Source organism: Glycomyces sp. NPDC046736 (genome assembly GCF_040645615.1).
Classification (GTDB): Bacteria; Actinomycetota; Actinomycetes; order Mycobacteriales; family Micromonosporaceae; genus Glycomyces.
On sequence record NZ_JBEYYO010000013.1, the window covers coordinates 70,765 to 95,614 of the forward strand.

Genomic DNA, 24,850 nt, shown 5'->3' on the forward strand with positions numbered 1-24,850 from the left:
ACACCCCCTAGTGCCCACGCACGCGCCGCCGTTGACACGAACGGGTGACATCCTCGCGCTGAGGGCCGTTTTCTGTCGTACCCGTGCGGAAGCATCGGCGGCGTAGTCCCCTCTGGGTGGGTGGGGGCTAGGGACGGCATTCGACCTTCAGCTCTTCATACGCGTGGCGCGCCCCAGGGGCGCTGTCGCAGCGTGAGCGGGTGTTTCGTGAGCAATCGCACCCTCCACAAGAGCGGCTCGCGCCAGTACAGTGCAGGCTGTGAACGCCACCGCCCGCGCCGATGCGATCGTCGCCGACCGGCTTCGACTCGCCGCCGCGCGCGAACCCGTGCCGGGCCGGGCCACAGGCGACAGCGCCGCCGAGATCGCCGCCTCGCTCGCGGCCGCCTCCCCGCACGCCGAGCGTTTCACCGCCGAGATCGCCGCCGCCGTACGCGGCACCGCGCTCGCCCTCGACGCCGCCCAGCCCCACCCCGCAGACCTGTGGGCCGCCGCCGCTGCGGCGCACCGGGACCCGTCGGTGTGGTTCGAACAGGCCGTCCTCCTGGGCCACCCCGTGCACCCGCTCGCCCGCTCGCGCGGGGAATGGACCGACGACCAGATCCGCGCCTGGGCCCCCGAGCACCGCTCCCGCTTCGACCTCGGCGCCTACGCCGTCGAAGGCCTCGACGGCACCGGGAGGGACGACCCGCGCCGCCGCCTCCCCGTCCACCCCTGGCAGGCCCGGCGATACGGCCTCGGCGAACCGGATTTCACGTGGGCGGCCGCGCCGCTCATGAGCGTCCGCACCGTCTCGATCGGCCCCAGCCACATCAAGACCGCCGTCGACCTGCAACTGACCTCAGCGGTCCGCCACGTCTCGGCGGCCGCAGCCGCCAACGGCCCGGTCCTGTCCGAGCGCCTCGCCCCGGTCGCAGCGAAGCACGGCATCACGCTCCTGCCCGAATACGCGATCTGGGCCCGCAGCGCCGACGGCACGCCGCTTGCGCACCTGTCGGCGATCGTGCGCACCGCCCCGCACCTCCTGGGCCACCCCAGGGCCGTCCCGCTCGCCGCGCTCGCCGAACCGTGCCCGGCCACCGGCCGCCCGATCGCCGCCACCCTCGCCGGGAACGACCTCGAATCGTGGTGGCCCGCCCTCGTCCACGTCGCGCTCGCACCCCTGCGCCTGTACGCCGCCACCGGCGTCGCCCTCGAAGCCCACGGCCAGAACACCCTCGCCTCCTTCACCGGCGACACACCGACCGGCCTGGTCTACCGCGACTTCGGCGGCATCCGCGTCCCACCCGCCCAGTGGCCCCACATCGTCGGCGACCTCCCCGAACCCGACCCCGAGGCGCGCTTGACGAAACTCCTCGCGGCCCTGCTCCCGACCACCATGACCGCGATCGTCACCGCACTCGCCGACTGGACCGACACCGAACCGGCCCAGTGGTGGTCGGTCGTGGCGAGCGACGTGCGCGGCCAGGGCCTGCCCGCCGAGATCGCCGACGCCGTCCTGCGCGAGCCGTGGCCGCTCAAGGCCACCACCGCGATGCGCCTGGCCGACCATCCCACCGACGACCTGTGGATCCGCGTCGACAACCCTCTGGCGGCCCGGTGACCAGCGCCGCCGCGGCCCTCGCCGCGCACGTCGCCGCCGCCGCATGGCGCGAGGACCTGGGCGGATACCGCAGCCGCGGCACCGGCCCCGAGACCGACTTCGACATCGCCGAACCCGCACCACCCGCAGGCGACCCGGTGCGCGCGCTCGAAACGATCCTCGGCACCGCCGTCCCCCCCGAGCTCGCCGCCGAACTCGACTCCGCCGTGGCCGGACTCGCCCTCGCCCGCACCCGCGCGGCGGTGCGCAACCGCCACCTCGCCGCCTACGCCACCCGCGCCGGGCACTCCAGCCTGGCGACCCTCATCGCCGCGTGCACCGCGGGCCCCGACGCCATCGCCCGTCCCTTGGAGACCCTCGCCACAGCCGGGCACCAACTCCACCCTTGCGCGCGCACCCGCCTGGGCTGGAACCAGACCGACCGCGAACGCTACGACCTGGAGACCCCCGCCCCGATCCAGGTGCGATTGATCGCCGACCGCGCCGGAGTCCTGGCCCGCTCGGGCACCGACTTCCGCACCCACCCGATGCTCGCGGGCCTCGACCTGCCCGACCCGGTCCTGCCCGTCCACCCCTGGCAGCTCGAACACCGCGTCCTGCCCGCCTACCGCGACCTGTTCGACACCGGCCGCCTGACCGTCCTGGACGCGACCGTCCCGGCCTGGCCCACCGCCGCCATCCGCACCCTCGCCGGGGCCCGCGAACCCGGCTTCCTCAAACTCGCCCTCGGCGTCCACATCACCTCCACCCGCCGCGACATCTCCCCCGCCACCGCGCTGCTCGCCCCCTACCTCAATGAACACCTCACCGGCCTCGGCGGCGAAGGCCACCGATTCCTCGCCGACACCGCCGGCGCCTGGCTGCCCGGCCGCCGCGACCTCACCGCCATCGCCCGCGCCCCGCTCGCCACCGTCACCCCCGCCGGGACCGTCTGCGTCCCCGCGACCGCGCTCGCCGCGACCTCACCGGTCACCGGCACGAGCCTCGCCGCCGAATACGCCCACTGGTCGGGGAACCCCGACGCGTGGCTGCGCGCCTACGCCGACCTCGTCGTCCCTCCCGTGCTCGCCAAGGCCGCCATCGGCATCGGCCTCGAAGCGCACCTCCAGAACAGCCTCGTGGCCATGGACGGCCACGACCCGGTCCTGGCCATCACCCGCGACCTCGGCGGCGCGCGCCTGCACACCCCCTCGATCCCCGTCCACCTCGAACTGCCGCCCGAAAGCCCGGTCAACGCCGCCAGCCTCGACCAGGTCCGCTCCAAAGTCGCCTACACGCTGTTCCAGAACCACCTCGCGGCCCTCGTTGCCGTCCTGGCCCGCGACTGCGGCATCGACCCCGCAGCGTTCTGGGCCGACCTCGCCGACCGCATCGCCGGACTCGACCTGCCCGCAGCCGACCGCGACGCCTACCTCGCCCCGCGCCTGCCCACCAAAGCCCTCCTGACCATGCGCCTGCACCCCGGCACCGAGATCGAGACCACCGTCCACAACCCACTCGGGAGCCGCACGTGAACAGCGTCGACACCGCCGTCGCGGCCCTCGATTCCCCGGCCAGCGCCTGGATCTACGACCCGCGCGTCTTCGCCGCCCGCCTGACGCGCCTGCGCGCGGCGCTCGGGGACTGGACGATCCTCTACGCGATGAAAGCCTGCGCCAACCCCGGCATCCTCACCGCCGCAAAGGCACTGGCCGACGGCATCGAATGCGCCTCGGGAGGTGAACTGGCCGCCGCCCAGGGCGCGGCCCGCCTCGCGTTCTCCGGCCCCGCCAAGACCCCCGCCGACCTCGCCGCCGCCGCGAACAGCGCGGCGCCCGTGCACGTCCACGCCGAGAGCCTGCGCGAACTCGACGGCCTCGCCGCCGCCGGATACACCGGCCCGGTCGCGCTGCGCGTCAACGGCTCCCGGGCGCTCCCGGGCACCCACCAGATGACCGGTACGCCCACCCCGTTCGGCATCGACACCGGCGACCTCCCCGGCGCGGTGGCGCACGCGCTGGCGCTCGGTTTGGACTTGGCCGGATTCCACCTCCACGCCGTCTCCAACTGCCTCGACGCAGCCGCCTACGCCGCGCATGTGCGCGAGGCCCTCGCCTGGTCCCACCAGGCCGCGCGGGGCCGGTTCGACCTGCGGTACGTCAACGTCGGCGGCGGGCTCGGCGCCGACCCGCGCGGCCCCGAGATTGATCTCGACGCCCTCGCCGAAGGCCTGGCCGGGCTCGACCCGGCCGGGGCCGAGCTCGTCATCGAACCCGGCCGCTACCTCGCCGCGCCCGCCGGGTGGTACGTCGCCGAAGTCCTCGACCTCAAGACCGTCCGCGGGCAGGCCTTCGCGCTGGTGCGCGGCGGCACCCACCACTTCCGCCTGCCCGCCGCGTGGGGCTACGACCACCCGTTCCGCGTCGTCCCCGGTCCCCGCACCGGCCCCGTCTGGTCCGATGTGGACCTTAGGGTGTGCGGGGAGCTCTGCACCCCCCGCGACATCCTCAACGGCGGCCAGCGAACCGCGGCGATCAGCGTCGGCGACCGGCTCGTGTTCGCCAACGCCGGCGCCTACGGCTGGGAGATCTCCCACGACCGGTTCCTCGCACACCCCGGCCCCCAACAGGTCTGCATCGACTGAACGGCGGATCCCTCATCTCGGTCGACCGTTTACGATGAAGGGCCCGAAGCGGGAGGACCTCCGTCCCGGCCCCGCCCGCCCGGCCGACCCCCAGCCGAGGAGTCCGTATGCCCAACCGGCGTCATGCCCGGCGGACCCACCGCGACGCCGCGAAACTCGCCGCCGCCGACAACCACCAGGGCGCGCTCGCCGTCTACGCCGCCGCGGCCGCCGAATACCGCGGCTGCCTCGCCGTCCACCCCGACGACCACCTCGCCCGCACCGACTACACCGCCATGCTCGCCGAACGAGGCGCCTCCCACACCCGCCTGGGCGAGCACGCCGCCGCCTTCACCGCCCACATCGAACGCGTCCACGTCGCCGGCCCCCTCGACCTCACCCCCGCCGACCGCGCCGATATCCACCTCGACCTCGCCGACACCGCGACCAGAGCCGGCAGGCTCCTCACCGCCGCGACCGAAACCGACACCGCCCTCAGCCTCCTCGACGACACCGACCCCCACGATCCGGCCAGCCCCGGCTTCGCCCACCTCGCCACCGCACTCGCCCGCGCCGCCCGCGTCTACGCCCGCGCCGCCGACCCCGACCTCGCCGTCGGCGCCGCCGACCAGGCCGCCCGCATGCTCATCGCCACCGGCGGCCACGACGCGCTCCTGCGCGACTGCCTGCGCCTCGCCGCCGGACTCCACCACGCCGCGGGCCGCACCGGCCCCGCCCGAGGCGCCGCCGGACTCCTCGCCGAACGCTTCCCCGGCACCGAACCCCTCACCGGCGCACCAGCACTCACCTTCCGCAGCGCCCTCGACGCCGCCCAGAGCATGGGCCTGTTCCCCGACACCGCCCTCATCGCCCGCCTGTGCCCCGACCCCGCAGACCGCGGCGCCGCCGCCACCGCCGCGGCCCGCTGCGACCTCGGCTTCGCCGCAGTCGCACTCCACGCCGCCTCGCAGACAGTGGATACACTCGCCCCGATGCACCCGGGCCTCGCCTGGCGCATCGCCACCGAAGTCCACTACCTACTGCACGCCGCCGACCGGCAGGCCGAAAGGAACCTCCACTTGAACTTCCGCGACCACGGCCCGTCCTGGCTCGCCATGCTCATGGCGCTTACCACCACCGGCAAGACCGGACCCATCATGGACGACCTCGCCACGGCCCTCGCCGACCTGCGCGAACGCCTCCACTCCCGACACGCCGCCGCCGGCCACGCGCCCCTCGTCGCCGCCGCGGACCGCTTCATCGACCTCCACACCCCCCAGGACCGCCGATGAACACCCCCACCATCGTCAACGCCTGCACCCGCGACGGCCGCGGTGGCAACCCCACCGCCGTCCTCACCGACGGCGACTACACCGACGCCGAACGCTCCGCCCTCCCCGCCGCCCACGGCGCCTCCCACGCCGTGTTCATCGCCGACCACGACGGCGAACACCGCCTCCGCTTCTTCACCGCCACAGGCGAACTGCCCGCCTGCGGCCACGCCACCGCCGCCGCGATCGCCGTCATCGCCCAAGGCGCCGACACCGGCGACCTCGTCACCACCCTGCGCCTGCGCACCTCCCGCCGCGCCTTCACCGCCACCGCCCACCCCGAGGGCACTCAGACCCGCGTCTTCTTCGACCCCGGCCCCGTCGCCTTCCGCGACGCCGAGACCCCGGGCCCGATCCTCACCGCCCTCGGCCTCGACGCCGACCACCCCGGCGTCCGCATCGCCGGCGTCGCCCGCGAACGACTTCTCGTCCCCCTCCCCGACCCCGCCGCCCTCGCCGAACTCAAACCCGACCGCGACGCCCTCAAAGACGCCTGCGCCGCAGCCGGACTCCTCGGCGCCTACGTCCACGCACCACAAGCGACCCCCGGCCGCCACTGCGCCCGCATGTTCGCCCCCTCCATCGGCGTCCCCGAAGACATCGCCAACGCCAACGGCACCGCCTGCCTCGCCGCGGGCCTCGGCGGCCGCATCATCGTCGACATGGGCGACGCCCTCGGCGTGCGCGCCCGCATCGAAGCCAGCGCCGGCCCCGACGGCACCGTCCGCCTCAGCGCCACCGCCGCCATCGCCAGATGAGACCGCCGAAGGTCATCGCCGCAGACCTCGACGGGACCCTCCTCGGCCCCGGCCAGGCCCTCACCGACCGCACCCGCGCAGCCCTCGACGCCGCCCGCGCAGTCGGCATCGCCGTCGTCGCCGCCACCGCCCGGCCCCCGCGGGTCTTCACCGAATGGCCCGACCTCGCCGCCAGGCTCGACGCCGCGATCTGCGCCAACGGTGCCCTCGTCTACGACCCGGGAAGTCGAGTCGTGCTCGGCGCGCGGGCCTTGACGGCCGAGACCGCAGCGGTGACCGCGAAGACCCTGCGCGCGGCCCTGCCCGAGGCACGGTTCGCCGTCGAGACCGGATCGGCCCTCCACGCCGAACCCGGCTACGCGAAAATCGACTCCGTCGGCGACTACCGGATCTTCCACGAGTCCTTCGAAGTGGTCCTCGAGGCGGCCGACCCGATCGTGAAGCTCCTCGCGCACGTCCCCGGCGCGACCCCGGACGCGGTACTCGCGGCCGGTCGCACCGTGGACCTGCCCGGGGTGTCGGTGTCGCATTCAGGCGGCGCGGGCCTGCTCGAAGTCAGCGCCGCCGGGGTCGACAAAGCGACGGCGCTGGCGGCCTGGTGCGCCGAGCGCGGGGTCGGTGCGGCGGAGGTGGTCGCGTTCGGAGACGCGCCGAACGACGTGCCGATGCTGGCGTGGGCGGGCCGGTCGTTCGCGGTCGCGAACGCGCACCCCGAGGCCGCTGCGGCCGCGTCGGACTCGTGCGCTTCCAACGCCGATGACGGTGTGGCCGAGGCGATCGAGGCGTTGCTGCGCTGAGGCATCGGCTGATCGGTCATGCCGTTTCGCGGGCCTCCCGGGCGTTGCCGCGCTGACCTACCGGTCGGGGCCGAACCAGCCAGGGGCGTCGAGGCGGAACAGCTCGCCGGGGGCGAGGGCGCCGAGGTCGGCTTCGAGCCGGTCGAGGCGTTCGGGCCCGATCGCGGCGGCCCACTGGGTGCGGACGCGGTCGAAGACGCGCGCGGACTGGACCAGGACGTCGATGCCGCGATCGGTGAGGCGCACGAGTTTGCGGCGGGCGTCGCCGGGGTCGGCGACGCGTTCGACGTAGCCGAGCTTCTCGAGTCCGGCCACGGTCTTCCCGGCGGCCTGCTTGGAGACGCCGAGGCGGCGGCCGAGCTCGACGGCGGTGGTCCCTTCGACGCCGATGGCCTGGAACACGAAGCCGTGCATGGGCCGCACGTCCGGGTGGCCGTGCTCGGCGAGTTCGGTGTGGACCTCGTCGATGGCGGCGCGGAACGCGGCGAACAGTCGCAGCGGGAGCTCGTAGCCCGGGGTCGCCTCACCCATGATCGACAACCAGGTTTACTATATGGTGAACCATGTTGTCCATTCTAGGAGTCCGCTCATGCGCATCGTCCGCGCCACCGAAACCCGCCGCACCGAAACCCCTGCGGCCGTCATGACCACGCTCGCCTCCCCCACGCTCGGCGAAGCCGCCCAGCCGGTGTGGAAGGTCGAGGCCGCCCCCGGTGCGCCCGGCCCGGTCCACGGGATCGACGCCGACCAGGTCTGGAGCCTCATCGCCGGATCAGTGGAGGTCACCGTCGAGACCGAGTCCGCGACCCTCACCGCGGGCGACACGATCATCGTCCCCGCCGGGGCCGAGCGCCGCTTCGCGGCGGGCCCGGACGGTTTCACCGCCCTGGTCACCGGCCCGGCCGGAATGCACGCCTTCATGCCCGCCGACCCGGAAAAGAAGATCGACCTCGCCTGGGCCGCTTGACACTGGGTCAACTTACGAAGCGCGGCGCCGTGCGGCGAAGTCCCGCAACGCCCGCAGGAAGTCGACCCTGCGGAACCCCGGCCAGTACACGTCGCAGAAATAGAGCTCGGCCCGCGCCGACTGCCACAGTAGGAAGCTGGAGAGTCGCCGTTCCCCGCTGGTGCGGATGATCAGGTCCGGGTCGGGCAGGTCGGCGGTGTAGCGGTGCGCGCCGATGTCCTCGGCCGTGAGCCGCTCGGCGAGCTCGCCGAGTTCGGTCCCTTGCGCCGCTTCGTGTTCGAGGAGGGACCGGACGGCGTCGACGATCTCGGTCTGCCCGTCGTAGCCGATCGCGACGGTCAAGTGCCCGCCCTCGCGGTCAGCGGTCGCCTCGACGGCGGTCTTGAGCGCGTGGGCGGTCGAGTCGGGGAGGCAGTCGAGCCTCCCGGCGATGTGCAGGCGCCACCGGTTCCCCGGTCGCAGCAGCCGCTCGGCCACAATCTCCTCGACCATGTCCATCAGATGCGCGACCTCACCGCCGCCGCGCTTGGTGAGGTTGTCGACCGAGGCGACGTAGACGGTCACGTGGTCGATCCCGATCCACGAGCACCATTCGAGCAGCTCCTGAAGATGCTCGGCCCCGAACCGATGCCCGATCCCAGGATCGTCGAACCCCTGCGCCCGAGCCCACCGCCGGTTCCCGTCCATGGCCACGGCCACATGCCGAGGCAACGCCCCACCGCGCAACCGCCGCCGCAACCGCTCGGCGTACACCCGATACACCCATTGAGGAACACGCATGAGCCCGAGCCTATCGGCGACTCAATCGGCGAAGCGAGCCTCCATGGCGAAGCGGGCGGCGGTCAGTGCCGCGGTCTCGACCTCGCCCAGCGGCTCGGTAAGGGAAGTGATGGGCACGGACTGATGGATCGGCCAGGTGACGAATCCCGGCGCGGGCACGAGGCTGTGCAGCGGCTTCGAATCCTCAAGGTCTCCGACCAAGCCGGTGAGGCTGTACATGCACACGGTCACCCACCTGCTGCGACGATTGCTCTCTTGAGATGAGAGCACCACGACCAACGCATCGGGCCGGTCGATCCGCCGGTAGACCTGGCCTGGGGAAGGGATCATGTGCGCCCTTCCTCGTCGCCCACGATCGTGTTGCCCCACGCCATCCAGTCTTCGATTTCGTTGGGTGGCAACGCTGCCATCACGGCCCCGGCGGCGTCTTCGAGTTCCTGGAGGTACCGGGCCTTCACGGCCTGCTCGATATAAGCGCTCGCGTTCCCCGATGCGGCGGCGATCTGCCACACACCGTCGTCAATATTGATGTTGTGTCGCGTCATGCGCACGATCATACACACGATTGGTGTGCGCGGCAGTAGGGAAGGTACGCCCAGGAATGCGGCGAAGCCGGGGGCGACTTCGTCGTAGGTGTCGGTGAAGCTCGGGTCTTCGACGGTAGAGGCTGACGCAGCGTCAGTTGCAAGCTCGGCAACTGCGAATCAAAGAATAGAGATGCGTGTCACCGTTATCAGGCGCGACCATATGGCGTCCGAGTCGTTGTTTACATGGGGCGGCATAGTTCCACTCACGTGGATCGAACTCCCCTTGGGGTCTCCCCGCTCACGCGGGGCAGGAGAAAGCAAAGGGCCCTCCGACGCGAGTCGGAGGGCCCTTCGCTCGTGCCTACGCCGCGCGGACGGCGGCCCTGCGGAAGTCACGGTTGAGCTGGCCGATCACGTCCAGGCCGATCTCCTTCGGGCATGCTGCCGAGCATTCGCCTGTGTTGGTGCAGCCGCCGAAACCGGAAGCGTCGTGTTCGGCGACCATGCCGAGCACCCGCGTGTGGCGCTCAGGCTGACCCTGCGGGGTCAACCCCAGATGCGCCACTTTCGCGGCCATGAACAGCATCCCCGACCCGTTCGGGCAGGCCGCCACGCACGCGCCGCAGCCGATGCACGCCGCCGCCGAGAACGCCGCGTCGGCGTCCTGCTTCGGGATCGGCACCGCGTGCGCGTCCGGAGCCGTCCCGGTCGGCGCCGAGATGTAGCCGCCGGCCTGGATGATCCGGTCGAACGCCGAGCGGTCGACCACGAGGTCCTTCACGACCGGGAACGCCCCGGCCCGCCACGGCTCCACGTCGATCGTGTCGCCGTCCTTGAACTTCCTCATGTGCAGCTGGCAGGTCGTGGTCGCGGCCTGCGGGCCGTGGGCCTGGCCGTCGATGACCAGCGAGCACGCCCCGCAGATCCCCTCGCGGCAGTCGTGGTCGAACGCCACCGGGTCGGCCCCGTCGGAGATGAGACGCTCGTTGAGCATGTCGAGCATCTCCAAGAACGACGCGTCCTCGGAGATCTCGTCGATCTCGTAGGACACCATGCGGCCCTTGGTGTCGGCGTCGGGCTGGCGCCAGATTCGCAGAGACAGCTTCACTTGTAGCTCCGTTGGGTGGGCTTGACGTACTCGAATTCGAGGGCTTCCTTGTGGAGAACGGGCTCCTCGCCCCCGAACTCCCAGGCCGCGACGTACGAGAAGTGCTCGTCGTCGCGCTTGGCCTCGCCCTCCTCGGTCTGGGACTCGGCGCGGAAGTGCCCGCCGCACGACTCGGTGCGGTGCAGCGCGTCGATGCACATCAGCTCGCCCAGCTCGAAGAAGTCGGCCACGCGACCGGCCTTCTCCAGCTCCTGGTTGAGCTGCTCGGCGTGCCCGGTGACCTTGACGCGCTTGTAGAACTCGGCCTTGAGGTCGCGGATGAGCCCGATGGCCTTGCGCAGGCCCTCGTCACTGCGCTCCATCCCGCAGTACTCCCACATGATCTTGCCCAGCTCGCGGTGGAAGGAGTCCACCGTGCGGTCGCCGTTGTTGCGCAGGAAGAACTCGACCCGGTCGTCGACCTCCTTGCGGGCGGCCACCACCGCCTCGTGGTCCTCGTCGAGCTTCTCGAACGGCCCGTCGGCCAGGTAGTCCGAGATCGTGTTCGGCAGCACGAAGTACCCGTCGGAGAGCCCCTGCATGAGCGCCGAGGCGCCCAGGCGGTTCGCGCCGTGGTCGGAGAAGTTCGCCTCACCGGTCACGAACAGGCCCGGGATGTTCGACGACAGGTCGTAGTCGACCCACAGGCCGCCCATCGTGTAGTGCACCGCCGGGTAGATCCGCATCGGCCGCTCGTACGGGTTCTCGCCGGTGATCCGCTCGTACATGTCGAACAGGTTGCCGTATTTCGCCTGGACGGCGTCCTTGCCGAGCCGCCCGATCGCGTCAGCGAAGTCCAGGTACACGCCCAGGCCCCCCGGGCCCACGCCGCGGCCCTCGTCGCACACGACCTTCGCCGCGCGCGAGGCGATGTCGCGCGGCACCAGGTTCCCGAACGCCGGGTAGCGGCGCTCCAGGTAGTAGTCGCGCTCGTCCTCGGGGATGTCCGCCGGCGCGCGCTCGTCGCCGCCGACCTTGGGCACCCACACCCGGCCGTCGTTGCGCAGCGACTCCGACATGAGCGTCAGCTTCGACTGGTGCTCCCCGGACTGCGGAATGCACGTCGGGTGGATCTGGGTGTAGCACGGGTTCGCGAAGTACGCGCCCTTGCGGTGCGCCCGCCACGACGCGGTGACGTTGCAGCCCTTCGCGTTCGTCGACAGGAAGAACACGTTCCCGTACCCGCCGGTCGCCAGCACCACCGCGTCGGCGATCTCGGTCGAGACCTCACCGGTGACCAGGTCGCGCACCACGATCCCGCGGGCCTTCCCGTCGGCGATGATCAACTCCAGCATCTCGTGCCGCGTGTGCAGGTCCACCGTCCCGGCCGCGACCTGACGCTGCAACGCCTGGTAGGCGCCCAGCAGCAGCTGCTGCCCGGTCTGGCCCCGCGCGTAGAACGTGCGCGAGACCTGCGCCCCGCCGAACGAGCGGTTGTCGAGCAGACCCCCGTACTCGCGGGCGAAGGGCACGCCCTGGGCCACGCACTGGTCGATGATCTCGGTCGAGACCTCCGCCAGGCGGTGCACGTTCGACTCCCGCGAGCGGAAGTCCCCGCCCTTGACCGTGTCGTAGAACAGCCGGTGCACGCTGTCGCCGTCGTTGCGGTAGTTCTTCGCCGCGTTGATCCCGCCCTGGGCCGCGATCGAGTGCGCCCGCCGCGCCGAGTCCTGGAAGCAGTAGTTCGCCACCCGGTAGCCCAGCTCGCCCAGCGTCGCCGCCGCGCTGGCGCCGGCCAGGCCGGTGCCGACGACGATGACGCGGAGCTTGCGGCGGTTGGCCGGGTTGACCAGCCGCCCGGAGAAGCGGCGCTGCTCCCAGCGCTCACTGATGGGCCCCGAAGGGGCCTTGGTGTCCGCGATGGCCTCGCCTTCGCGGTAGAAGTCCATGCTCATGTCAGCTCACCAGTCCGAAAGTGACGGCCAGGGGCACGATCGCGAACCCGGCCACGATGAGGACGGCCACGGCCAAGGCGATGGCCTGGGTCCGCTTGCGCCATTTGGTGCTCGGCCCGGCGATGGTCTGCACCGCAGACCAGATGCCGTGCCGCAGGTGGAAGCCCAGCGCGACGAGCGCCAGGAGGTAGAACACGGTGACCGGCCAGCGCTCGGGGTCGAACGTGGCGACCACGGCTCCGTAGGCGTCGTGGATGTCCTTGACCGGGTTGACGGTGCGCCACGTCAGGTCCAGCAGGTGCCAGATCACGAAGAAGAAGACGACGACCGCGCCCCAGCGCATCGTGGCCACGGCGTGGCGCGACTCGCCCTTGGCGGGCTTCTTGGACGCGTACCGCACCGGGCGGGCGTGGATGGAGCGGTGGGTGACGATGATGGAGGACGCGATGTGGGCGCCGATCGCGGCGAGGAGGCCGATCCGCATGACCCACAGGAGGCTCTCGTGCGGCAGGAGCGGGGCGCCGAAGTCGCGCAGTCCGGCGGCGTAGGCGTTCATCTCCTCGCGGCCTTCGAAGATGTGCAGGTTCCCGGCCATGTGGGCGATGAGGAAGAGGACCAGCAGGATGCCGGAGACGGCCATGACGATCTTGAGACCGATGTTGGAGCGCCAGGGCGGCAGGGGGGTGTGGGCCCGTTTGACCGGGCGCGCATCAGTGCGCTTTCGCAAATCCGTAGACACGACCAGACACTAGACGCGACAGGCGTCACGGGTCCAATTCATGGACGGGACCCTTTTCATGCCGATACGTTATCGTCATGCGTCCGCAGCAGCTCGATGCCTTCCTGGCCGTGGCACAAACCCGGCATTTCACTCAGGCGGCTGAATTTCTCGGTGTGACACAACCGTCATTGAGCAAGCAGATCCACGCGCTCGAAACCGAGCTCGGGGCCCCGCTGCTCACCCGTACGCGGGGGCGGATCGAGTTGACCGACGCAGGGCAGACCCTGCTGCCGCACGCGCGGCGCATCACCGCCGCCCATGCCGCCGCGCGCGCCGACGTCGACGACGTGCTCGCGGTGCGCGCGGGGCACCTGCGCCTGGGCGCGACCCCGAGCCTGTGCTCGTGGCTGATCGCGCCGCTGCTCACCCGCTATCTGGAGGCGCATCCGGGGGTGCGGGTGACGCTCACCGAGGACGGGTCGGGGCCGCTGGCCGACCGGCTCGCCGCCGGGGACCTCGACTTGGCGTTCACGATCGGTGAGACCCCGGCCGGGGCGGCGGGCCTGGCTTCGCAGCCGCTGCTGGCCGAGGCGCTCGTGGTCGCTTCGGCGGCGCATCTGCCGCCGCTGACCCGCCAGGCCTACATCGGACTGCCGCAGTTGCGGGAGCAGGCGTTCGTGCTGCCCGCGCACGGCTACGACCTGCGTGATTTGACGATCACCACGTGCGAGAAGGCCGGGTTCACGCCCCGAACGGGGGTCGACGGCGGCGCGACCGACGCCGTCGCCTCTCTTGTGGAGGCCGGGCTGGGGATCGCGCTGCTGCCGGCGATGATCGCCGCCGAGCATCCGGGGCTGCGGGCCACGCCGCTGGCCCCGCCGGGGGCCTCGCGCACGATCGCTCTGGCGGCGAGGAAGGACGCGCCGCTGACCAAGGCCGCGGCCGCGTTCGCGGCGGTCCTGGAAGCGCACTTGACCGACCTGCACGCCTGGGGGCGCCTCCCCGAGGGGATGCGGTCGGTCTGAGTCAGGCCGGGCCGAGCGGGCGGTCGAACATGGCGGCGATCTGCCGGGCCGAGGGCGTGCCCGCGTCGGGGTCGGCCCCGGCCTTCAAGAGCACCGCGACCACGTCGCGGAAGTCCTTGAAGACCGCTCCGGCCAGCGGGGACTGGTCGCGGTCGTTGCGACGGTCCACATCGGCCCCGGCTTCGAGCAGGGCCCGGACGGTCTCGGCGTGGCCGTGGTAGGCCGCGAGCATGAGCAGGGAGTCGCCTGAGCCGTTGACGAGGTCGACCGGCAGGCCCGCTTCGACGAAGCGGAGGAGCCGTTCGCCCTCCCCGGCGCGGGCCAGGTCGAAGGCGGCTTCGGCAATGCTGCGGAATTCCTCGTCGTCGCTCACGCCTCCCAGCTTTGCACACCCGCACGGGACCCGCGAGCGATCCCGGGCGGCCTCGGCGCGGTTCCGCAGTGGAGGCACCGATCCCGGTTCACCCGGCCAGGTGCCCTGTCGGGTATTGACACGACTGCGCAGAGGTGGCAAAGATTGATGCGGGCCCGCGGTCGAACGCTGACACGAACTGCCGCGCGCCTTAATCGGTGGGACAAGAACGGTGAGGACTCGGGCATGAGCGAGCCGAAAATTCTAGGGCAGTTCCAATTGGAGCATCGCACTATTCAAGTGAGCGGCGACGACGGCAATACCGGGACCGTGTGGCTGCAACGCGTGCATCCCGATCCGCCCATGGCGCTCGGCTGCGTGGTCGAGCTCGACTCGCCCACGCCGCGCTTGCGCCTGTACCGGGCCGAATGGCCTGACGCGCTGCGGGAGTCGGCGAAGGAGCAGACGCTGGCGATCTGGCGCGCCGCCCGCCCCTCGTTACGCCGCGAGCGCCCCGGTGACGGCCCGGGCTTTCGCTTCGGCTTCGGCCACTTCGGTTTCGGGATCCGAGCGCCAGGTGATGCCGCCGCCGGCCCACAGGTGGGCGCGCCCTGAGTCGAGGGCCACGGTCCTGATCGTGACGCCGAGGCGGAGCGCATCGGCGGTGGCGAACCCGAACGCGCCCATGGCGGGACCGCGGCCGACCGGTTCGAGCCCGCCGACGAGGTCGAGCACGGCCAGTTTCGGGGTGCCGGTGACCGACCCGGGCGGGCACATGGCCCGCAGGATCCCCGCGAGATCCGTCCCCGGTTCCAGGCGTGCGGTCACGGTCGACTCGGCCTGCCACAGGTCGGCCCACCGGTTGAGGCCGAAGAGCCGCTCGACGGCGACCGTGCCGGGTACGGCGACTTGGGCGAGGTCGTTGCGTCCCAAGTCGACGATCATGACGTGCTCGGCGCGTTCCTTCACCGACTCCAGCAGTTCGGTCCGGCCCTCGATGGTGGCCGGGGCGGTGCCCTTGACCGGGTAGGTCGCGGCCCGGTCGCCTTCGATGGTGAGGAAGCATTCGGGCGAGCCGGAGGCCACGAGCCAGTCCTCGCCGGCGAGGACCCCGCCCCAGGTCGAGCCGGGGACGGCGGCGACGGCGGCGGCGAGCGCGGCCGCATCGCCCTTCCAGGGCGCGGAGCGGTGGCCCACGACGTTGGCGACGTAGACCTGGCCGCGGGCGATCGCCTCCTGGACGGCCACGACCGCTTTCGCGTGGTCGGCGGCGGGCCACGAGGCCTTCCAGGGTCCGACTTCGAACGCCCCGAGTGCGGGCCGGGGGCGTTCGGGGCCGTGCCCGTAGGCGACCAGGGCCAGGTCGGGGACGGCCGGTGCGGGAGTGGGGGCGCCGCTCGCGCCGCCGATCATGGCCGCGCCCGCGGCCGCCGACAGCAGCACCGCCACACCGCAGCGGCCCGCCTCGTGCGGCCCGGTGTGCTTCGCTGCGAACGCGGCGGCCAGCGCCGCGGGGTCGCCGCCGTCGCCGACGCGCCATTCGAGCCGGTCGACCTCGACCAGGCGCCCGCGGCAGAGCGCCGGGACACCCGGCGGGTCCGGCACGACGCCCGTGAAGATCGACATCCGTCAAGTGTCGCCGAAACGCGAGCCGACCACCTATACGGCGTGGCCCAGTTCACCGGTCACGGCGCCCCGATCGACTCCAAGACCCCGCCCTCGGACGGCGCGGGCACGAACGCCCCGCCGGTGGCCTCGGCCAGCATCGTCAACCGCTCCGGATCGGTGTCCCCGAACCCGACGGTGTACACCGTGGCCTTCCCCGCCATCGACGCGAGCTCGGCGGCGGTGTCCTCGACCGTCGGCGGACTCACCTCGTCCTGGGCCACGTTCGTCAACACCACCACCACGTTCACCGAGCCCTCGACCGCGTGCTCGCTCAAATACGCGTACGCCGCGACCAGCGAGTCGTACAGCGGCGAACCGCCCTCGTACGTGGCGTTCGTCGAGAAGTCGTACAGGTCCTGGGTCAATTCGTCCGCGTTCTCGTCCGACATCTCCATCTGCTCGCTGACCGCCCGGTAGTACTCGCCGTCCCCGGCCCCGACCCCGTACTCCCAGAACCCGGCCTGATACGTCGACTCCATCTCCCCGATCGTGGCGATGGCGACCCGGATCGCCGCATCGGCGGCCGAGACCGGACCGCCCTCGTACTCGACCGACTCCTCGCTCACCGCCGAGGACCGGTCGATCAAGAACAGCACGTTCATGTTCTCGCGGCCGCTCTGCCACGACCTGACCGCCGCCCCCACCGTCTCCGGCGAGGTCTGCGCCAGCGCCGCCGCCGGGTCCTCGACCGCCGTCACCTCCGGGTCGGCGAACTCCCCCGAATCGACCGCCGACGACAGATAGTCCCCGAACCAGGACGCGATCTTCGCATCCGAACCCGACACCCAGTCGGCCCCGCCGAGCACCACATACGTCGCCACCGCGCCCACGGTCTGCCCGCTGGGCACGATCGGCGCCATCGGCACCTCCGCGCCACTGGTCGCGTTGTAGGCCAGCACCTGGTGGTCCAACGCCGTCACCACCCGCGTCGGATCCCCCGCCTCGGCGGCCGCCGCGAACTGCTCCGAAGCCGAATCGGCCACCGAACCGGACTCGACCGCCGCCGAATACGCCGCCGCGGCCGTCTCCGAGAACCCCCCGGCCCCGTCCGACGACGCGTTCAACATCGCCACCAGGCCCTCGGTCGACGTCCGCGGATTCGCCGCCGCCAGAGAGATCGCCCCGCTCGACGCCGCGTCCAGCACCTCAGCCCACGTCGGCGGCTGGCCCCCCAGCCAGCCCAGCTCCGTCGCCGTCGTCTCCGGCACCGCCAGCACCGACGACGCCTGCCCCAGCACCACCGGCTCGGAGGACACGTACCCGGACGTCGACTCGCTCGACCCGACCCAATCGGCCCACGCCTGCGAATCGGGGACCCACGCGATCGGCAGCGCCCCCAGCGACTTCCGGTCCCAGTCCACGGTGATCCCCCGCGACGCCTCCGCCGAGGACACCTGTGTCACCTCGATGCCCACGCACTGCCCGTCGATCTGGGGGCCGGTCGCCTCCCAGTCCTGCGCCGCGTCCTCCACCGTCGAGGACACACTCGGCGCCGCCGCCACCGTCACCCGGAACATCCCCGAGCAACCCGACCGCAACAACGACACGAAACCCCAGGTCAAACCCGAAGCGACCAGGACGCACACCAGAGTGATCACGATCCACGGCGCCACCGGCATCCGCGCACCGCCCTTCTTGCGGCGACGCCCCGTCCGGTGCGACTTCACCTTGTGCGTACTACCGAAAACCATGTTTCACTCCTGGGGGGATCGTCGCCCGCCAGTCTAGAACCAGCGAAAACGAGGCCCGCCCACAGTAGTGAACGAGCCTCTCCAACCACACCCCCGGGGGGCCCGGCCTGCTACTCCCCGAACGCCTCGATCGGCGGGCACGTGCACGCCAGGTTCCGGTCGCCCCACGCATTGTCGATCCGGCCCACCGGCGGCCAGTACTTGGCGGCACCGACCCCCGCCGGCCAGGCCGCGACCGACCGCGAGTACGCCCGGTCCCATTCGTCACCGGTCGCCACGACAGCGGTGTGCGGGGCCGCGCGCAACGCCGAGGCCTCCACCGCCACCGCGCCCGAGGCGACCTCGTCGATCTCGGCGCGGATCGCGATCATCGCCTCGCAGAACCGGTCCAACTCCGCCAAGTCCTCCGACTCGGTCGGCTCGACCATCAACGTCCCGGCCACCGGGAACGACATCGTCGGCGCGTGGAACCCGTAGTCGATCAACCGCTTCGCCACGTCCTCGACCGTCACCCCCGACTCCCGGGTCAACTCCCGCAGATCCAGGATGCACTCGTGCGCCACCAGACCGTGCTCACCGGTGTACAGGACCGGGAAGTGCTCACGCAGCCGCGCGGCCACGTAGTTCGCCGCCAGCACCGCCGACGCCGTCGCCGCCGTCACCCCGGCCGAACCCATCATCCGCAGGTACATCCACGGAATCTGCAAGATCCCCGCCGAACCCCACCGTGCCTGCGACACCGGACCGACCGGCCCGTCCACCGCCGACGGATCCGAAGGCAGGAACGGCACCAAGTGCTCGGCGACGGCCACCGGACCCACACCCGGGCCGCCGCCGCCGTGCGGGATGCAGAACGTCTTGTGCAGGTTCAGGTGCGACACGTCCGCCCCGAACCGCCCGGGCTTGGCCCACCCCAGCAGCGCGTTCAGGTTCGCGCCGTCCACGTACACCTGACCGCCCGCGTCGTGCACCTTCGCGCACACCTCGACGATCGTCGACTCGTACACCCCGTGCGTCGACGGATACGTGACCATCAACGCCGCCAACCGATCCGCGTGAGCGGCGATCTTCGCGTCCAGGTCGGCCACGTCGACGTTCCCGGCCTCGTCGCACGCCACCACGACCACCCGCATCCCGGCCAGGACCGCCGAGGCGGCGTTGGTGCCGTGCGCGCTGGCGGGGATGAGGCAGACGTCGCGTGCGGCTTGGCCGCGGTCGGCTTGCCAGGCGCGGATGGCCAGGAGTCCGGCGAGTTCGCCTTGGGAGCCGGCGTTGGGTTGGACGGAGACGGCGGCGTAGCCGCACACGTCGGCGAGCCAGCCTTCGAGCTGTGTGATCAGCGTCCGCCAGCCTTGGGTCTGGTCTTCGGGTGCGAGGGGGTGGACGTCGGCGAACGCGGGCCAGGAGATCGGTTCCATCTCGGCGGCGGCGTTGAGTTTCATGGTGCATGACCCGAGCGGGATCATGCCGCGGTCGAGGCCGTAGTCCTTGTCGGCGAGGCGTTTGAGGTAGCGCATCATGGCCGTCTCGGAGCGGTGGGCGGCGAACACCGGGTGCGTCAGGTACGCCGAGGTGCGCCGCAGGTGCTCGGGGATCGCGATGTCGACCGGGCTGGCGAGGGCGACGCCGAAGGCCGCGCAGACCGCTTCGAGGTCGGCTTCGGTGGTGGTCTCGTCGCAGGCGACGCCGACTCGGTCGGCGTCGACGGCGCGGAGGTTGACGCCGTGTTCGGCGGCTTTGGCGACGATCGCGGCGGCCCGGCCGGGCACGCGCGCGGTGACGGTGTCGAACCGGACTGCTTCGGCCACGTCGATGCCGCCTGCGGTGAGGGACGCGGCCAGGCGCGCGGCCTGGGAGGCGGCGTGCTCGGCGATGGCTTTGAGGCCTTCGGGGCCGTGCCACACGGCGAAGGAGGAGGCGATCACGGCGGGCAGGACTTGTGCGGTGCAGATGTTGCTGGTGGCCTTTTCGCGGCGGATGTGCTGTTCGCGGGCTTGGAGCGCGAGGCGCAACGCGGGCTGGTCGGCCGAGTCGCGTGAGACGCCGACCAGGCGGCCGGGCAGTTGCCGTTGGAGCGATTCGCGGACGGCCATGTATCCGGCGTGGGGGCCGCCGAAGCCCATCGGCATACCGAGGCGCTGGGTGGAGCCGACGGCGATATCGGCGCCGAACTCGCCGGGGGCGACCAGGAGCGTCAAGGCGAGGAGGTCGGCCGCGACGGCGACGGTCGCGCCTTGGGCGTGGGCGGCGGTGGTGACGGCGGTCCAGTCGAGGACGTCGCCGCCTGCGCCGGGGTATTGGAGGAGGACGCCGAAGGCGCCTTCGGGGACCGGCGCTGCGGCGAGGTCGAGCACGGTGAGGTCGATGCCGACCGGTTCGGCGCGGGTCTGGAGCACGGCGAGGGTCTGGGGCAGGATTCGCACGTCGACGGCGAAGGTGTCGCCGGCGCCTCGTTTGGCGGACCGGCGGGCCAGGAGCATCGCTTCGGCGGCGGCGGTGGCCTCGTCGAGGAGGCTCGCTCCGGCGACGGGCAGGCCGGTGAGGTCGGCGACGGTGGTCTGGAAGTTCAGGAGCGCTTCGAGGCGGCCTTGGCTGATCTCGGCCTGGTAGGGCGTGTACGCGGTGTACCAGGACGGGTTCTCGAGGATGTTGCGGCGGATGACGGCGGGGGTGTGGGTGCCGTGGTAGCCCAGGCCGATCATCGAGCGGTGCGGCCGGTTCGAATCGGCGAGGGCTTTGAGTTCTGCTTGCGCTTCGGTCTCGGAGACGGCCGCGGGGAGTGCGAGGCCGTCGCGGGAGCGGATGAGTTCGGGCATGCAGGCGTCCATGAGCGCTTCGAGGCTCGGTTGGCCCACGGCCTTGAGCATGGCGTCCTGGTCGGCGGCGCTGGTGCCGATGTGGCGGTCAGAGAAGGACAACGGAAACAACCTCCGGGGACAGACGGTGCGTGAACGCATCCCTCATCTGTCACCGGGTGCCCGGTTTCAGAGCGGCCATTGACGGGTGGTCCTGCTACCTGAGAGGTTCGGAGAGAGACTTGCCCCTTCGGTGCCGCGCCGGGCCTGTGCCGCTTTCGGGCGGCGCGGGCTGCGCGGACTCTCCCACCAGTCTTTCCGGCTCTGGGGCCATGGTAGGTCAGGATGCGGTGCGTCTGCTACCGGGCACGCCTGTGGTGTGGCCTGGGGCCTGTGTTTTGGCCGCATGCAGTTGGGTGGGTGCTTTGACCGGGGCTTCGCCGGGGAGGGTGGCCAGGCGGCCCATGACTTCGGTGACGGTGGTGCGGACGGCGATGCCGAAGACGCCTTGGCCTCCGCGCAGGAGGTCGATGACTTCGCCGGCGGAGCGGCATTCGTAGACGGTGGTGCCGTCGGACATGAGGGTGATCTCGGCGAGGTCTTTGACGCCGCGGGAGCGGAGCGCTTCGACGGCTTTGCGGATGTTCTGGAGGGAGACGCCGGCGTCGAGGAGTCGTTTGATGACCTTGAGGACGATGATGTCGCGGAAGGAGTAGAGGCGGTTGGATCCTGATCCGGAGGCGGGTCGGATGCTGGGTTCGACCAGGCCGGTGCGGGCCCAGTAGTCGAGTTGGCGGTAGGTGATGCCGACGACGCGGCAGGCGGCGGTGCCTCTCCAGCCGCGGATCTGGCTGGGGGGGACGGTGAGTCGTCCGGTTGGTTCACTGTGGGCGTCCATCGCGTCCTCCCCGCCTGCCGATGGTGTTCACGAAGGTGAGCGTAGCGGCACGGCGGGTCCACGATGGCCGGAACGAGAGAAAACTTCGAGCCGGTTGTGGCTGGTCAAGCGGGGGCTTAGCGGGTTTCGTCGAAGTCTTCGGGGGTGACGTCTTCGAGGAATTCGCGGAACTTCTCGACTTCGTCTTCTTGGGTGTCGGGGAGGACGACGCCGGCTTCGTCGAGGACGGCGTCGGCGCACCAGATGGGGGCGTCGGTGCGCAGGGCGAGGGCGATGGCGTCGGAGGAGCGGGAGGAGACGCGGGTGGTGCCGTCGAGGACGAGTTCGGCGAAGTAGACGGTGTCCCGCAGTTCGGTGATCTCGACGGCGGTGAGGGGGACGTCGAGGGCGTCGAGGAGGTCCCGCATGAGGTCGTGGGTGAGGGGGCGGGAGAGTTGGACGTCCTGTTGCTGGTAGGCGATGGCCGCGGCTTCGACGGTGCCGATCCAGATGGGCAGGTAGCGGTGGCCGTCGGTCTCCTTGAGCAGGACGACCGGTTGGTTGCTCGGCAGTTCCACGCGGACTCCGACTACGGTCATCATCCGCACCGGTTCGCCTCCAACGGTTCGCACCCGATTGAACGAGGACCCGCCGCGGGCAGTCCCGGGCGGGTCCTGAGTCTCTTCAGCCTACTCGTCGGCGCTTCGCGCCGCTCGTGCGTGCCGACCTCGGCTCGCCGTTTATGCGGCGGGTTTGGGTCCGGCGATGAACACGAGGCGGAATTTGCCGATCTGGACTTCGTCGCCGTTGCCCAGGCCTGCGGTTTCGACTCGTTCGCGGTTGACGTAGGTGCCGTTGAGGCTGCCGACGTCGCGGACGGTGAATCCGGCCGCGTCGCGGTGGAATTCGGCGTGGCGCCGCGAGACGGTCACGTCGTCGAGGAAGATGTCGGAGTCGGGGTGACGTCCGGACGTGGTCACCTCGGTGTTCAACAAAAAGCGCGCGCCGGCGTTCGGGCCTCTGCGGACGACCAGCAGTGCGGTGCCTGCGGGCAGTGAGTCGGCCAGGCGGGCGGAGTTGAGTTCCGCGTCGACCTCGCCGCCCTCTTGGAGGGCGGACAGGTTCATCGTGGCCGTCACATCCGGCGGAGGGAACTCGTCATTCGAACGCGTCATGGATTGCCACCTTCTGCAAGTCTGGACCCTCTGGTCACTCCGTAAGCTTCGCATACGCTCCGGCGTCGAGCAAAGCGGCGAGCGAGCCGGCGTCCTCGACTTCGATGTCGAACATCCAGCCCGCTGCGTAGGGGTCGCTGTTCACCAGTTCCGGGGATTCCGACAATTCGTCATTGCACGCAAGAATCTTACCGGTCAAGGGAGCGTACACGTCGGAGACGCTCTTGGTCGACTCGACTTCGCCGACCACGTCACCGGCCCGCACCTGGGTTCCTGCCTCCGGGAGCTGGACGTATACGACGTCGCCGAGTGCGTTCTGGGCGAAGTCGGTGATGCCGATGCGGACGACGTTGCCGTCTTTCTCCTCGACCCACTCGTGCTCCGCGGTGTAACGCAGTTGCTCCGGATTCACCTGGCGCTCCTCTCTAAGGACACCCGCCACTCGGCGGGTCGGACGATCATGACCGTATCGCCCGGCGCCGGGGCTCGTGCGGCGGGGCCACAGCGGGGTGACCGGCGAGGGGTGGGGCCGGTGTCATGCGGTGATGGGGGTGTGGGTGTTGCCGGTGCGGATGAGGCCGGCGGCTTGGCGTAGGTAGACGAGGGCGGCGAGCCAGTACAGGCCCAGGCCCCACCAGGCCAGGGCCCAGCCGAGGGGTTTGGCCCAGACGTCGGCGGCGGAGACGAGTCCGGCGATGACCAGGACGGGGAATGAGGTGAAGACGACGGTGGTGGCGGCTTTGCCGAGGAAGTGGACTTGGGGTGGGGCGAAGCCGTGCCAGCGCAAGGTGATGACGATGGAGACCAGGAGCGCTTCGCGGGCGAGGACGGCGAGGGTGAACAGCCAGGGCAGGAGGCCGATGTAGGTGAGGGTGAGGAGGGCGGTGAGGATGTAGAGGCGGTCGACGAAGGGGTCGAGGAGGCGGCCGAGTTTGGAGACTTGGTTCATGCGGCGGGCCATTTGGCCGTCGACCCAGTCGGTGCCGCCGCCGACGGCGAGGACGAGGGCGGCCTGCCAGTAGTACTGGGTGCCCAGCAGGAGGTAGCAGAACAGCGGGATGCCGAGCAGGCGGATGGCGGTGACCAGGTTCGGCCACGTCCAGACGCCCCATCCTTGGGGCGGCGCTGCTGCTGACTTGCTCAAGGCGTTCCTCTCACCGGCCCAGGTGTGGCCGGGGCCTTGGGGTCGGTCTCCTCTCGCTCGCCGGTGCGGCGAGCGGTCCATGCGTCGGTAGGCGGACAGGTGCGGTGGGTGTATCGCGATTCTAACCGGAGGTGCCGACACGCGTGTCGCGGAAATCGGGGCCCGGGCGGGCCCGGGTGGGCCTCTCCGGTGGTGGTTTGGCGAGCTGGGGGCGAGGGGCGCGGTTCCTGTGAGGAGTGCGGTGCGGGTGTGCGGGGTGCGCGAAAACGTGATGGGAAACAACCCGGGCCGGCCCGACGGGCCGGCCCGGGTTGGTTTCGGGCGCTGCGTTGGGTGTTATGCCGGTGGTGCGCCGGGGATGAAGGGTGCTTCGGGTGCGCTCTTGCGGAAGTAGGCGTTGGCGGAGGGGACGGCGAGCAGGATGATGATCGCGATCGAGCCCAGGACGCCCAGGGCGATGAAGCCGTAGGAGATGACGGCGGTCCAGGCGGGGTAGGCGCCGTTCACGGCGTCGAGGAGCGCGGTGGTGTCGATGCCGTCGGGTCCGCCGGAGGCGTCGATGGCGGCGTCGATGGATTCGGCGGAGGCGAAGAGCTGGGAGTAGGCGAGGAAGCCGCCGCAGATGAGGACGATGGGTTGGACGACCCAGGTGATGATGCGGGCGGGTCGTTTTCCGGCGCCGACGAGGAGGGCCAGGAGGACGACGAGGACGCCGATGCCGATCTGGGTGTAGGCCAGGGCGGGCGGTTGTTCGAACGTGAAGCCCTCGGGCAGGTCCGACCAGGCGAAGCCTTGGCTTTCGAGTTCGGCTTCGGCGGCGGCTTGGGAGTCGGGACCATAGATCATGCCGACGATGGTCTGGGCGATCAGGAACAGACCCAGGAGGATCTGGAGCCAGACGGCGATGGCTACCGAGGTCGGCCGGGTGCGGGTGGTGGGCGTGTCGGTCATGCGGTACCTCCGTGCGCGGGGGTTGTTACGCACACGCTAGCAAG

Annotated in this window: 25 protein-coding genes and 1 riboswitch; of the genes, 8 read left to right on the forward strand and 17 right to left on the reverse strand. The window is 71.2% G+C overall.

The window, feature by feature from the left end; translation table 11 throughout:
* The first annotated feature begins 259 nt into the window (after positions 1-259).
* The 6 genes from AB0B28_RS14345 to AB0B28_RS14370 all read left to right on the forward strand — a co-directional run bounded on the left by AB0B28_RS14345 (position 260) and on the right by AB0B28_RS14370 (position 7,091).
* Positions 260-1,603 carry an IucA/IucC family protein gene (locus AB0B28_RS14345; RefSeq protein ID WP_360120805.1) on the forward strand — a complete coding sequence of 448 codons (1,344 nt, stop codon included), beginning with the start codon at positions 260-262 and terminating at the stop codon, positions 1,601-1,603.
* On the forward strand, positions 1,600-3,117 hold the full coding sequence (locus AB0B28_RS14350) for an IucA/IucC family protein (protein ID WP_360120807.1): 1,518 nt from the start codon (positions 1,600-1,602) through the stop codon (positions 3,115-3,117). The genes AB0B28_RS14345 and AB0B28_RS14350 overlap by 4 nt, the downstream gene beginning before the upstream one ends.
* Positions 3,114-4,226: a type III PLP-dependent enzyme gene (locus tag AB0B28_RS14355; RefSeq protein WP_360120809.1), complete on the forward strand. Its 1,113-nt coding sequence runs from the start codon at positions 3,114-3,116 to the stop codon at positions 4,224-4,226. The genes AB0B28_RS14350 and AB0B28_RS14355 overlap by 4 nt, the downstream gene beginning before the upstream one ends.
* A gap of 107 nt (positions 4,227-4,333) precedes the next feature.
* A complete protein-coding gene (locus AB0B28_RS14360; protein ID WP_360120811.1) occupies positions 4,334-5,497 on the forward strand; it encodes a hypothetical protein in 1,164 nt (387 codons plus the stop codon).
* Positions 5,494-6,294 (forward strand): PhzF family phenazine biosynthesis isomerase, encoded by an 801-nt coding sequence (locus tag AB0B28_RS14365; RefSeq protein ID WP_360120813.1) that lies wholly within the window; start codon positions 5,494-5,496, stop codon positions 6,292-6,294. The genes AB0B28_RS14360 and AB0B28_RS14365 overlap by 4 nt, the downstream gene beginning before the upstream one ends.
* On the forward strand, positions 6,291-7,091 hold the full coding sequence (locus AB0B28_RS14370; RefSeq protein ID WP_360120815.1) for an HAD family hydrolase: 801 nt from the start codon (positions 6,291-6,293) through the stop codon (positions 7,089-7,091). The genes AB0B28_RS14365 and AB0B28_RS14370 overlap by 4 nt, the downstream gene beginning before the upstream one ends.
* A gap of 57 nt (positions 7,092-7,148) precedes the next feature.
* On the opposite strand, the gene AB0B28_RS14375 is transcribed toward AB0B28_RS14370, so the two are convergent.
* Positions 7,149-7,622 carry a MarR family transcriptional regulator gene (locus tag AB0B28_RS14375; protein ID WP_360120955.1) on the reverse strand — a complete coding sequence of 158 codons (474 nt, stop codon included), beginning with the start codon at positions 7,620-7,622 and terminating at the stop codon, positions 7,149-7,151.
* 58 nt (positions 7,623-7,680) lie between these two features.
* Here AB0B28_RS14375 and AB0B28_RS14380 point away from each other — a divergent pair, with 58 nt between their 5' ends.
* The gene (locus AB0B28_RS14380) at positions 7,681-8,058 is read left to right on the forward strand and encodes a cupin domain-containing protein (protein ID WP_360120817.1); all 378 of its coding nucleotides are present in this window, start codon (positions 7,681-7,683) and stop codon (positions 8,056-8,058) included.
* A gap of 12 nt (positions 8,059-8,070) precedes the next feature.
* Here the strand turns inward: AB0B28_RS14380 and uppS are convergent, their stop codons facing one another.
* From uppS to AB0B28_RS14410, 6 genes are all read right to left on the reverse strand, one after another.
* Positions 8,071-8,838 (reverse strand): polyprenyl diphosphate synthase, encoded by a 768-nt coding sequence (gene uppS / locus AB0B28_RS14385; protein WP_360120819.1) that lies wholly within the window; start codon positions 8,836-8,838, stop codon positions 8,071-8,073.
* A 21-nt stretch (positions 8,839-8,859) separates the two neighbouring features.
* The gene (locus tag AB0B28_RS14390; protein WP_360120821.1) at positions 8,860-9,168 is read right to left on the reverse strand and encodes a hypothetical protein; all 309 of its coding nucleotides are present in this window, start codon (positions 9,166-9,168) and stop codon (positions 8,860-8,862) included.
* Complete coding sequence (locus tag AB0B28_RS14395) at positions 9,165-9,383, reverse strand: hypothetical protein (RefSeq protein ID WP_360120823.1); 219 nt, start codon at positions 9,381-9,383, stop codon at positions 9,165-9,167. Before AB0B28_RS14395 ends, AB0B28_RS14390 begins: the two co-directional genes overlap by 4 nt.
* A 343-nt stretch (positions 9,384-9,726) precedes the next feature.
* On the reverse strand, positions 9,727-10,473 hold the full coding sequence (locus AB0B28_RS14400) for a succinate dehydrogenase/fumarate reductase iron-sulfur subunit (RefSeq protein WP_360120825.1): 747 nt from the start codon (positions 10,471-10,473) through the stop codon (positions 9,727-9,729).
* Positions 10,470-12,407, reverse strand: coding sequence for a fumarate reductase/succinate dehydrogenase flavoprotein subunit (locus AB0B28_RS14405; RefSeq protein ID WP_360120827.1), 1,938 nt, complete (start codon positions 12,405-12,407; stop codon positions 10,470-10,472). Before AB0B28_RS14405 ends, AB0B28_RS14400 begins: the two co-directional genes overlap by 4 nt.
* Position 12,408: 1 nt before the next feature.
* Positions 12,409-13,086 (reverse strand): succinate dehydrogenase cytochrome b subunit, encoded by a 678-nt coding sequence (locus AB0B28_RS14410; RefSeq protein ID WP_360120956.1) that lies wholly within the window; start codon positions 13,084-13,086, stop codon positions 12,409-12,411.
* 137 nt (positions 13,087-13,223) lie between these two features.
* Here AB0B28_RS14410 and AB0B28_RS14415 point away from each other — a divergent pair, with 137 nt between their 5' ends.
* Positions 13,224-14,153, forward strand: coding sequence for a LysR substrate-binding domain-containing protein (locus AB0B28_RS14415; protein ID WP_360120829.1), 930 nt, complete (start codon positions 13,224-13,226; stop codon positions 14,151-14,153).
* A 1-nt stretch (position 14,154) separates the two neighbouring features.
* Here AB0B28_RS14415 and AB0B28_RS14420 read toward each other — a convergent pair whose 3' ends face one another.
* From AB0B28_RS14420 to AB0B28_RS14465, 10 genes are all read right to left on the reverse strand, one after another.
* Entirely contained in the window at positions 14,155-14,526 is a 372-nt protein-coding gene (locus tag AB0B28_RS14420) for an ankyrin repeat domain-containing protein (protein ID WP_360120831.1), read from the reverse strand.
* Between the two features lie 477 nt (positions 14,527-15,003).
* Positions 15,004-16,131, reverse strand: a complete 1,128-nt coding sequence (locus AB0B28_RS14425; RefSeq protein ID WP_360120833.1) for a chorismate-binding protein — start codon at positions 16,129-16,131, stop codon at positions 15,004-15,006.
* Between the two features lie 59 nt (positions 16,132-16,190).
* Entirely contained in the window at positions 16,191-17,864 is a 1,674-nt protein-coding gene (locus tag AB0B28_RS14430) for a hypothetical protein (protein ID WP_360120835.1), read from the reverse strand.
* 110 nt (positions 17,865-17,974) lie between these two features.
* Positions 17,975-20,821 (reverse strand): aminomethyl-transferring glycine dehydrogenase, encoded by a 2,847-nt coding sequence (gene gcvP, locus AB0B28_RS14435; protein ID WP_360120837.1) that lies wholly within the window; start codon positions 20,819-20,821, stop codon positions 17,975-17,977.
* 37 nt (positions 20,822-20,858) lie between these two features.
* Positions 20,859-20,978, reverse strand: a riboswitch (glycine riboswitch).
* A 21-nt stretch (positions 20,979-20,999) separates the two neighbouring features.
* A complete protein-coding gene (locus AB0B28_RS14440; protein WP_360120839.1) occupies positions 21,000-21,557 on the reverse strand; it encodes a MerR family transcriptional regulator in 558 nt (185 codons plus the stop codon).
* A gap of 116 nt (positions 21,558-21,673) precedes the next feature.
* The gene (locus AB0B28_RS14445) at positions 21,674-22,144 is read right to left on the reverse strand and encodes a bifunctional nuclease family protein (protein ID WP_360120958.1); all 471 of its coding nucleotides are present in this window, start codon (positions 22,142-22,144) and stop codon (positions 21,674-21,676) included.
* Positions 22,145-22,276: 132 nt separating this feature from the next.
* Entirely contained in the window at positions 22,277-22,711 is a 435-nt protein-coding gene (locus AB0B28_RS14450) for an FHA domain-containing protein (protein ID WP_360120841.1), read from the reverse strand.
* Positions 22,712-22,745: 34 nt separating this feature from the next.
* Positions 22,746-23,123 (reverse strand): glycine cleavage system protein GcvH, encoded by a 378-nt coding sequence (gene gcvH, locus AB0B28_RS14455; RefSeq protein ID WP_360120843.1) that lies wholly within the window; start codon positions 23,121-23,123, stop codon positions 22,746-22,748.
* 123 nt (positions 23,124-23,246) lie between these two features.
* A complete protein-coding gene (locus AB0B28_RS14460) occupies positions 23,247-23,855 on the reverse strand; it encodes a CDP-alcohol phosphatidyltransferase family protein (protein ID WP_360120845.1) in 609 nt (202 codons plus the stop codon).
* Between the two features lie 336 nt (positions 23,856-24,191).
* On the reverse strand, positions 24,192-24,806 hold the full coding sequence (locus tag AB0B28_RS14465; RefSeq protein WP_360120847.1) for a hypothetical protein: 615 nt from the start codon (positions 24,804-24,806) through the stop codon (positions 24,192-24,194).
* Positions 24,807-24,850 lie beyond the last annotated feature (44 nt).

Bases quoted from the DNA above. Each gene is read 5' to 3' on its own strand.
- AB0B28_RS14360 (WP_360120811.1), top strand. From the start codon at position 4,334: ATGCCCAACCGGCGTCATGCCCGGCGGACCCACCGCGACGCCGCGAAA.
- gcvP (WP_360120837.1), bottom strand. From the start codon at position 20,821: ATGCGTTCACGCACCGTCTGTCCCCGGAGGTTGTTTCCGTTGTCCTTC.
- AB0B28_RS14390 (WP_360120821.1), bottom strand. From the start codon at position 9,168: ATGATCCCTTCCCCAGGCCAGGTCTACCGGCGGATCGACCGGCCCGAT.
- AB0B28_RS14425 (WP_360120833.1), bottom strand. From the start codon at position 16,131: ATGTCGATCTTCACGGGCGTCGTGCCGGACCCGCCGGGTGTCCCGGCG.
- AB0B28_RS14450 (WP_360120841.1), bottom strand. From the start codon at position 22,711: ATGACGCGTTCGAATGACGAGTTCCCTCCGCCGGATGTGACGGCCACG.
- AB0B28_RS14365 (WP_360120813.1), top strand. From the start codon at position 5,494: ATGAACACCCCCACCATCGTCAACGCCTGCACCCGCGACGGCCGCGGT.
- AB0B28_RS14415 (WP_360120829.1), top strand. From the start codon at position 13,224: ATGCGTCCGCAGCAGCTCGATGCCTTCCTGGCCGTGGCACAAACCCGG.
- AB0B28_RS14375 (WP_360120955.1), bottom strand. From the start codon at position 7,622: ATGGGTGAGGCGACCCCGGGCTACGAGCTCCCGCTGCGACTGTTCGCC.
- AB0B28_RS14405 (WP_360120827.1), bottom strand. From the start codon at position 12,407: ATGAGCATGGACTTCTACCGCGAAGGCGAGGCCATCGCGGACACCAAG.
- AB0B28_RS14465 (WP_360120847.1), bottom strand. From the start codon at position 24,806: ATGACCGACACGCCCACCACCCGCACCCGGCCGACCTCGGTAGCCATC.
- AB0B28_RS14370 (WP_360120815.1), top strand. From the start codon at position 6,291: ATGAGACCGCCGAAGGTCATCGCCGCAGACCTCGACGGGACCCTCCTC.
- AB0B28_RS14440 (WP_360120839.1), bottom strand. From the start codon at position 21,557: ATGGACGCCCACAGTGAACCAACCGGACGACTCACCGTCCCCCCCAGC.
- AB0B28_RS14430 (WP_360120835.1), bottom strand. From the start codon at position 17,864: ATGGTTTTCGGTAGTACGCACAAGGTGAAGTCGCACCGGACGGGGCGT.
- AB0B28_RS14395 (WP_360120823.1), bottom strand. From the start codon at position 9,383: ATGACGCGACACAACATCAATATTGACGACGGTGTGTGGCAGATCGCC.
- AB0B28_RS14380 (WP_360120817.1), top strand. From the start codon at position 7,681: ATGCGCATCGTCCGCGCCACCGAAACCCGCCGCACCGAAACCCCTGCG.
- uppS (WP_360120819.1), bottom strand. From the start codon at position 8,838: ATGCGTGTTCCTCAATGGGTGTATCGGGTGTACGCCGAGCGGTTGCGG.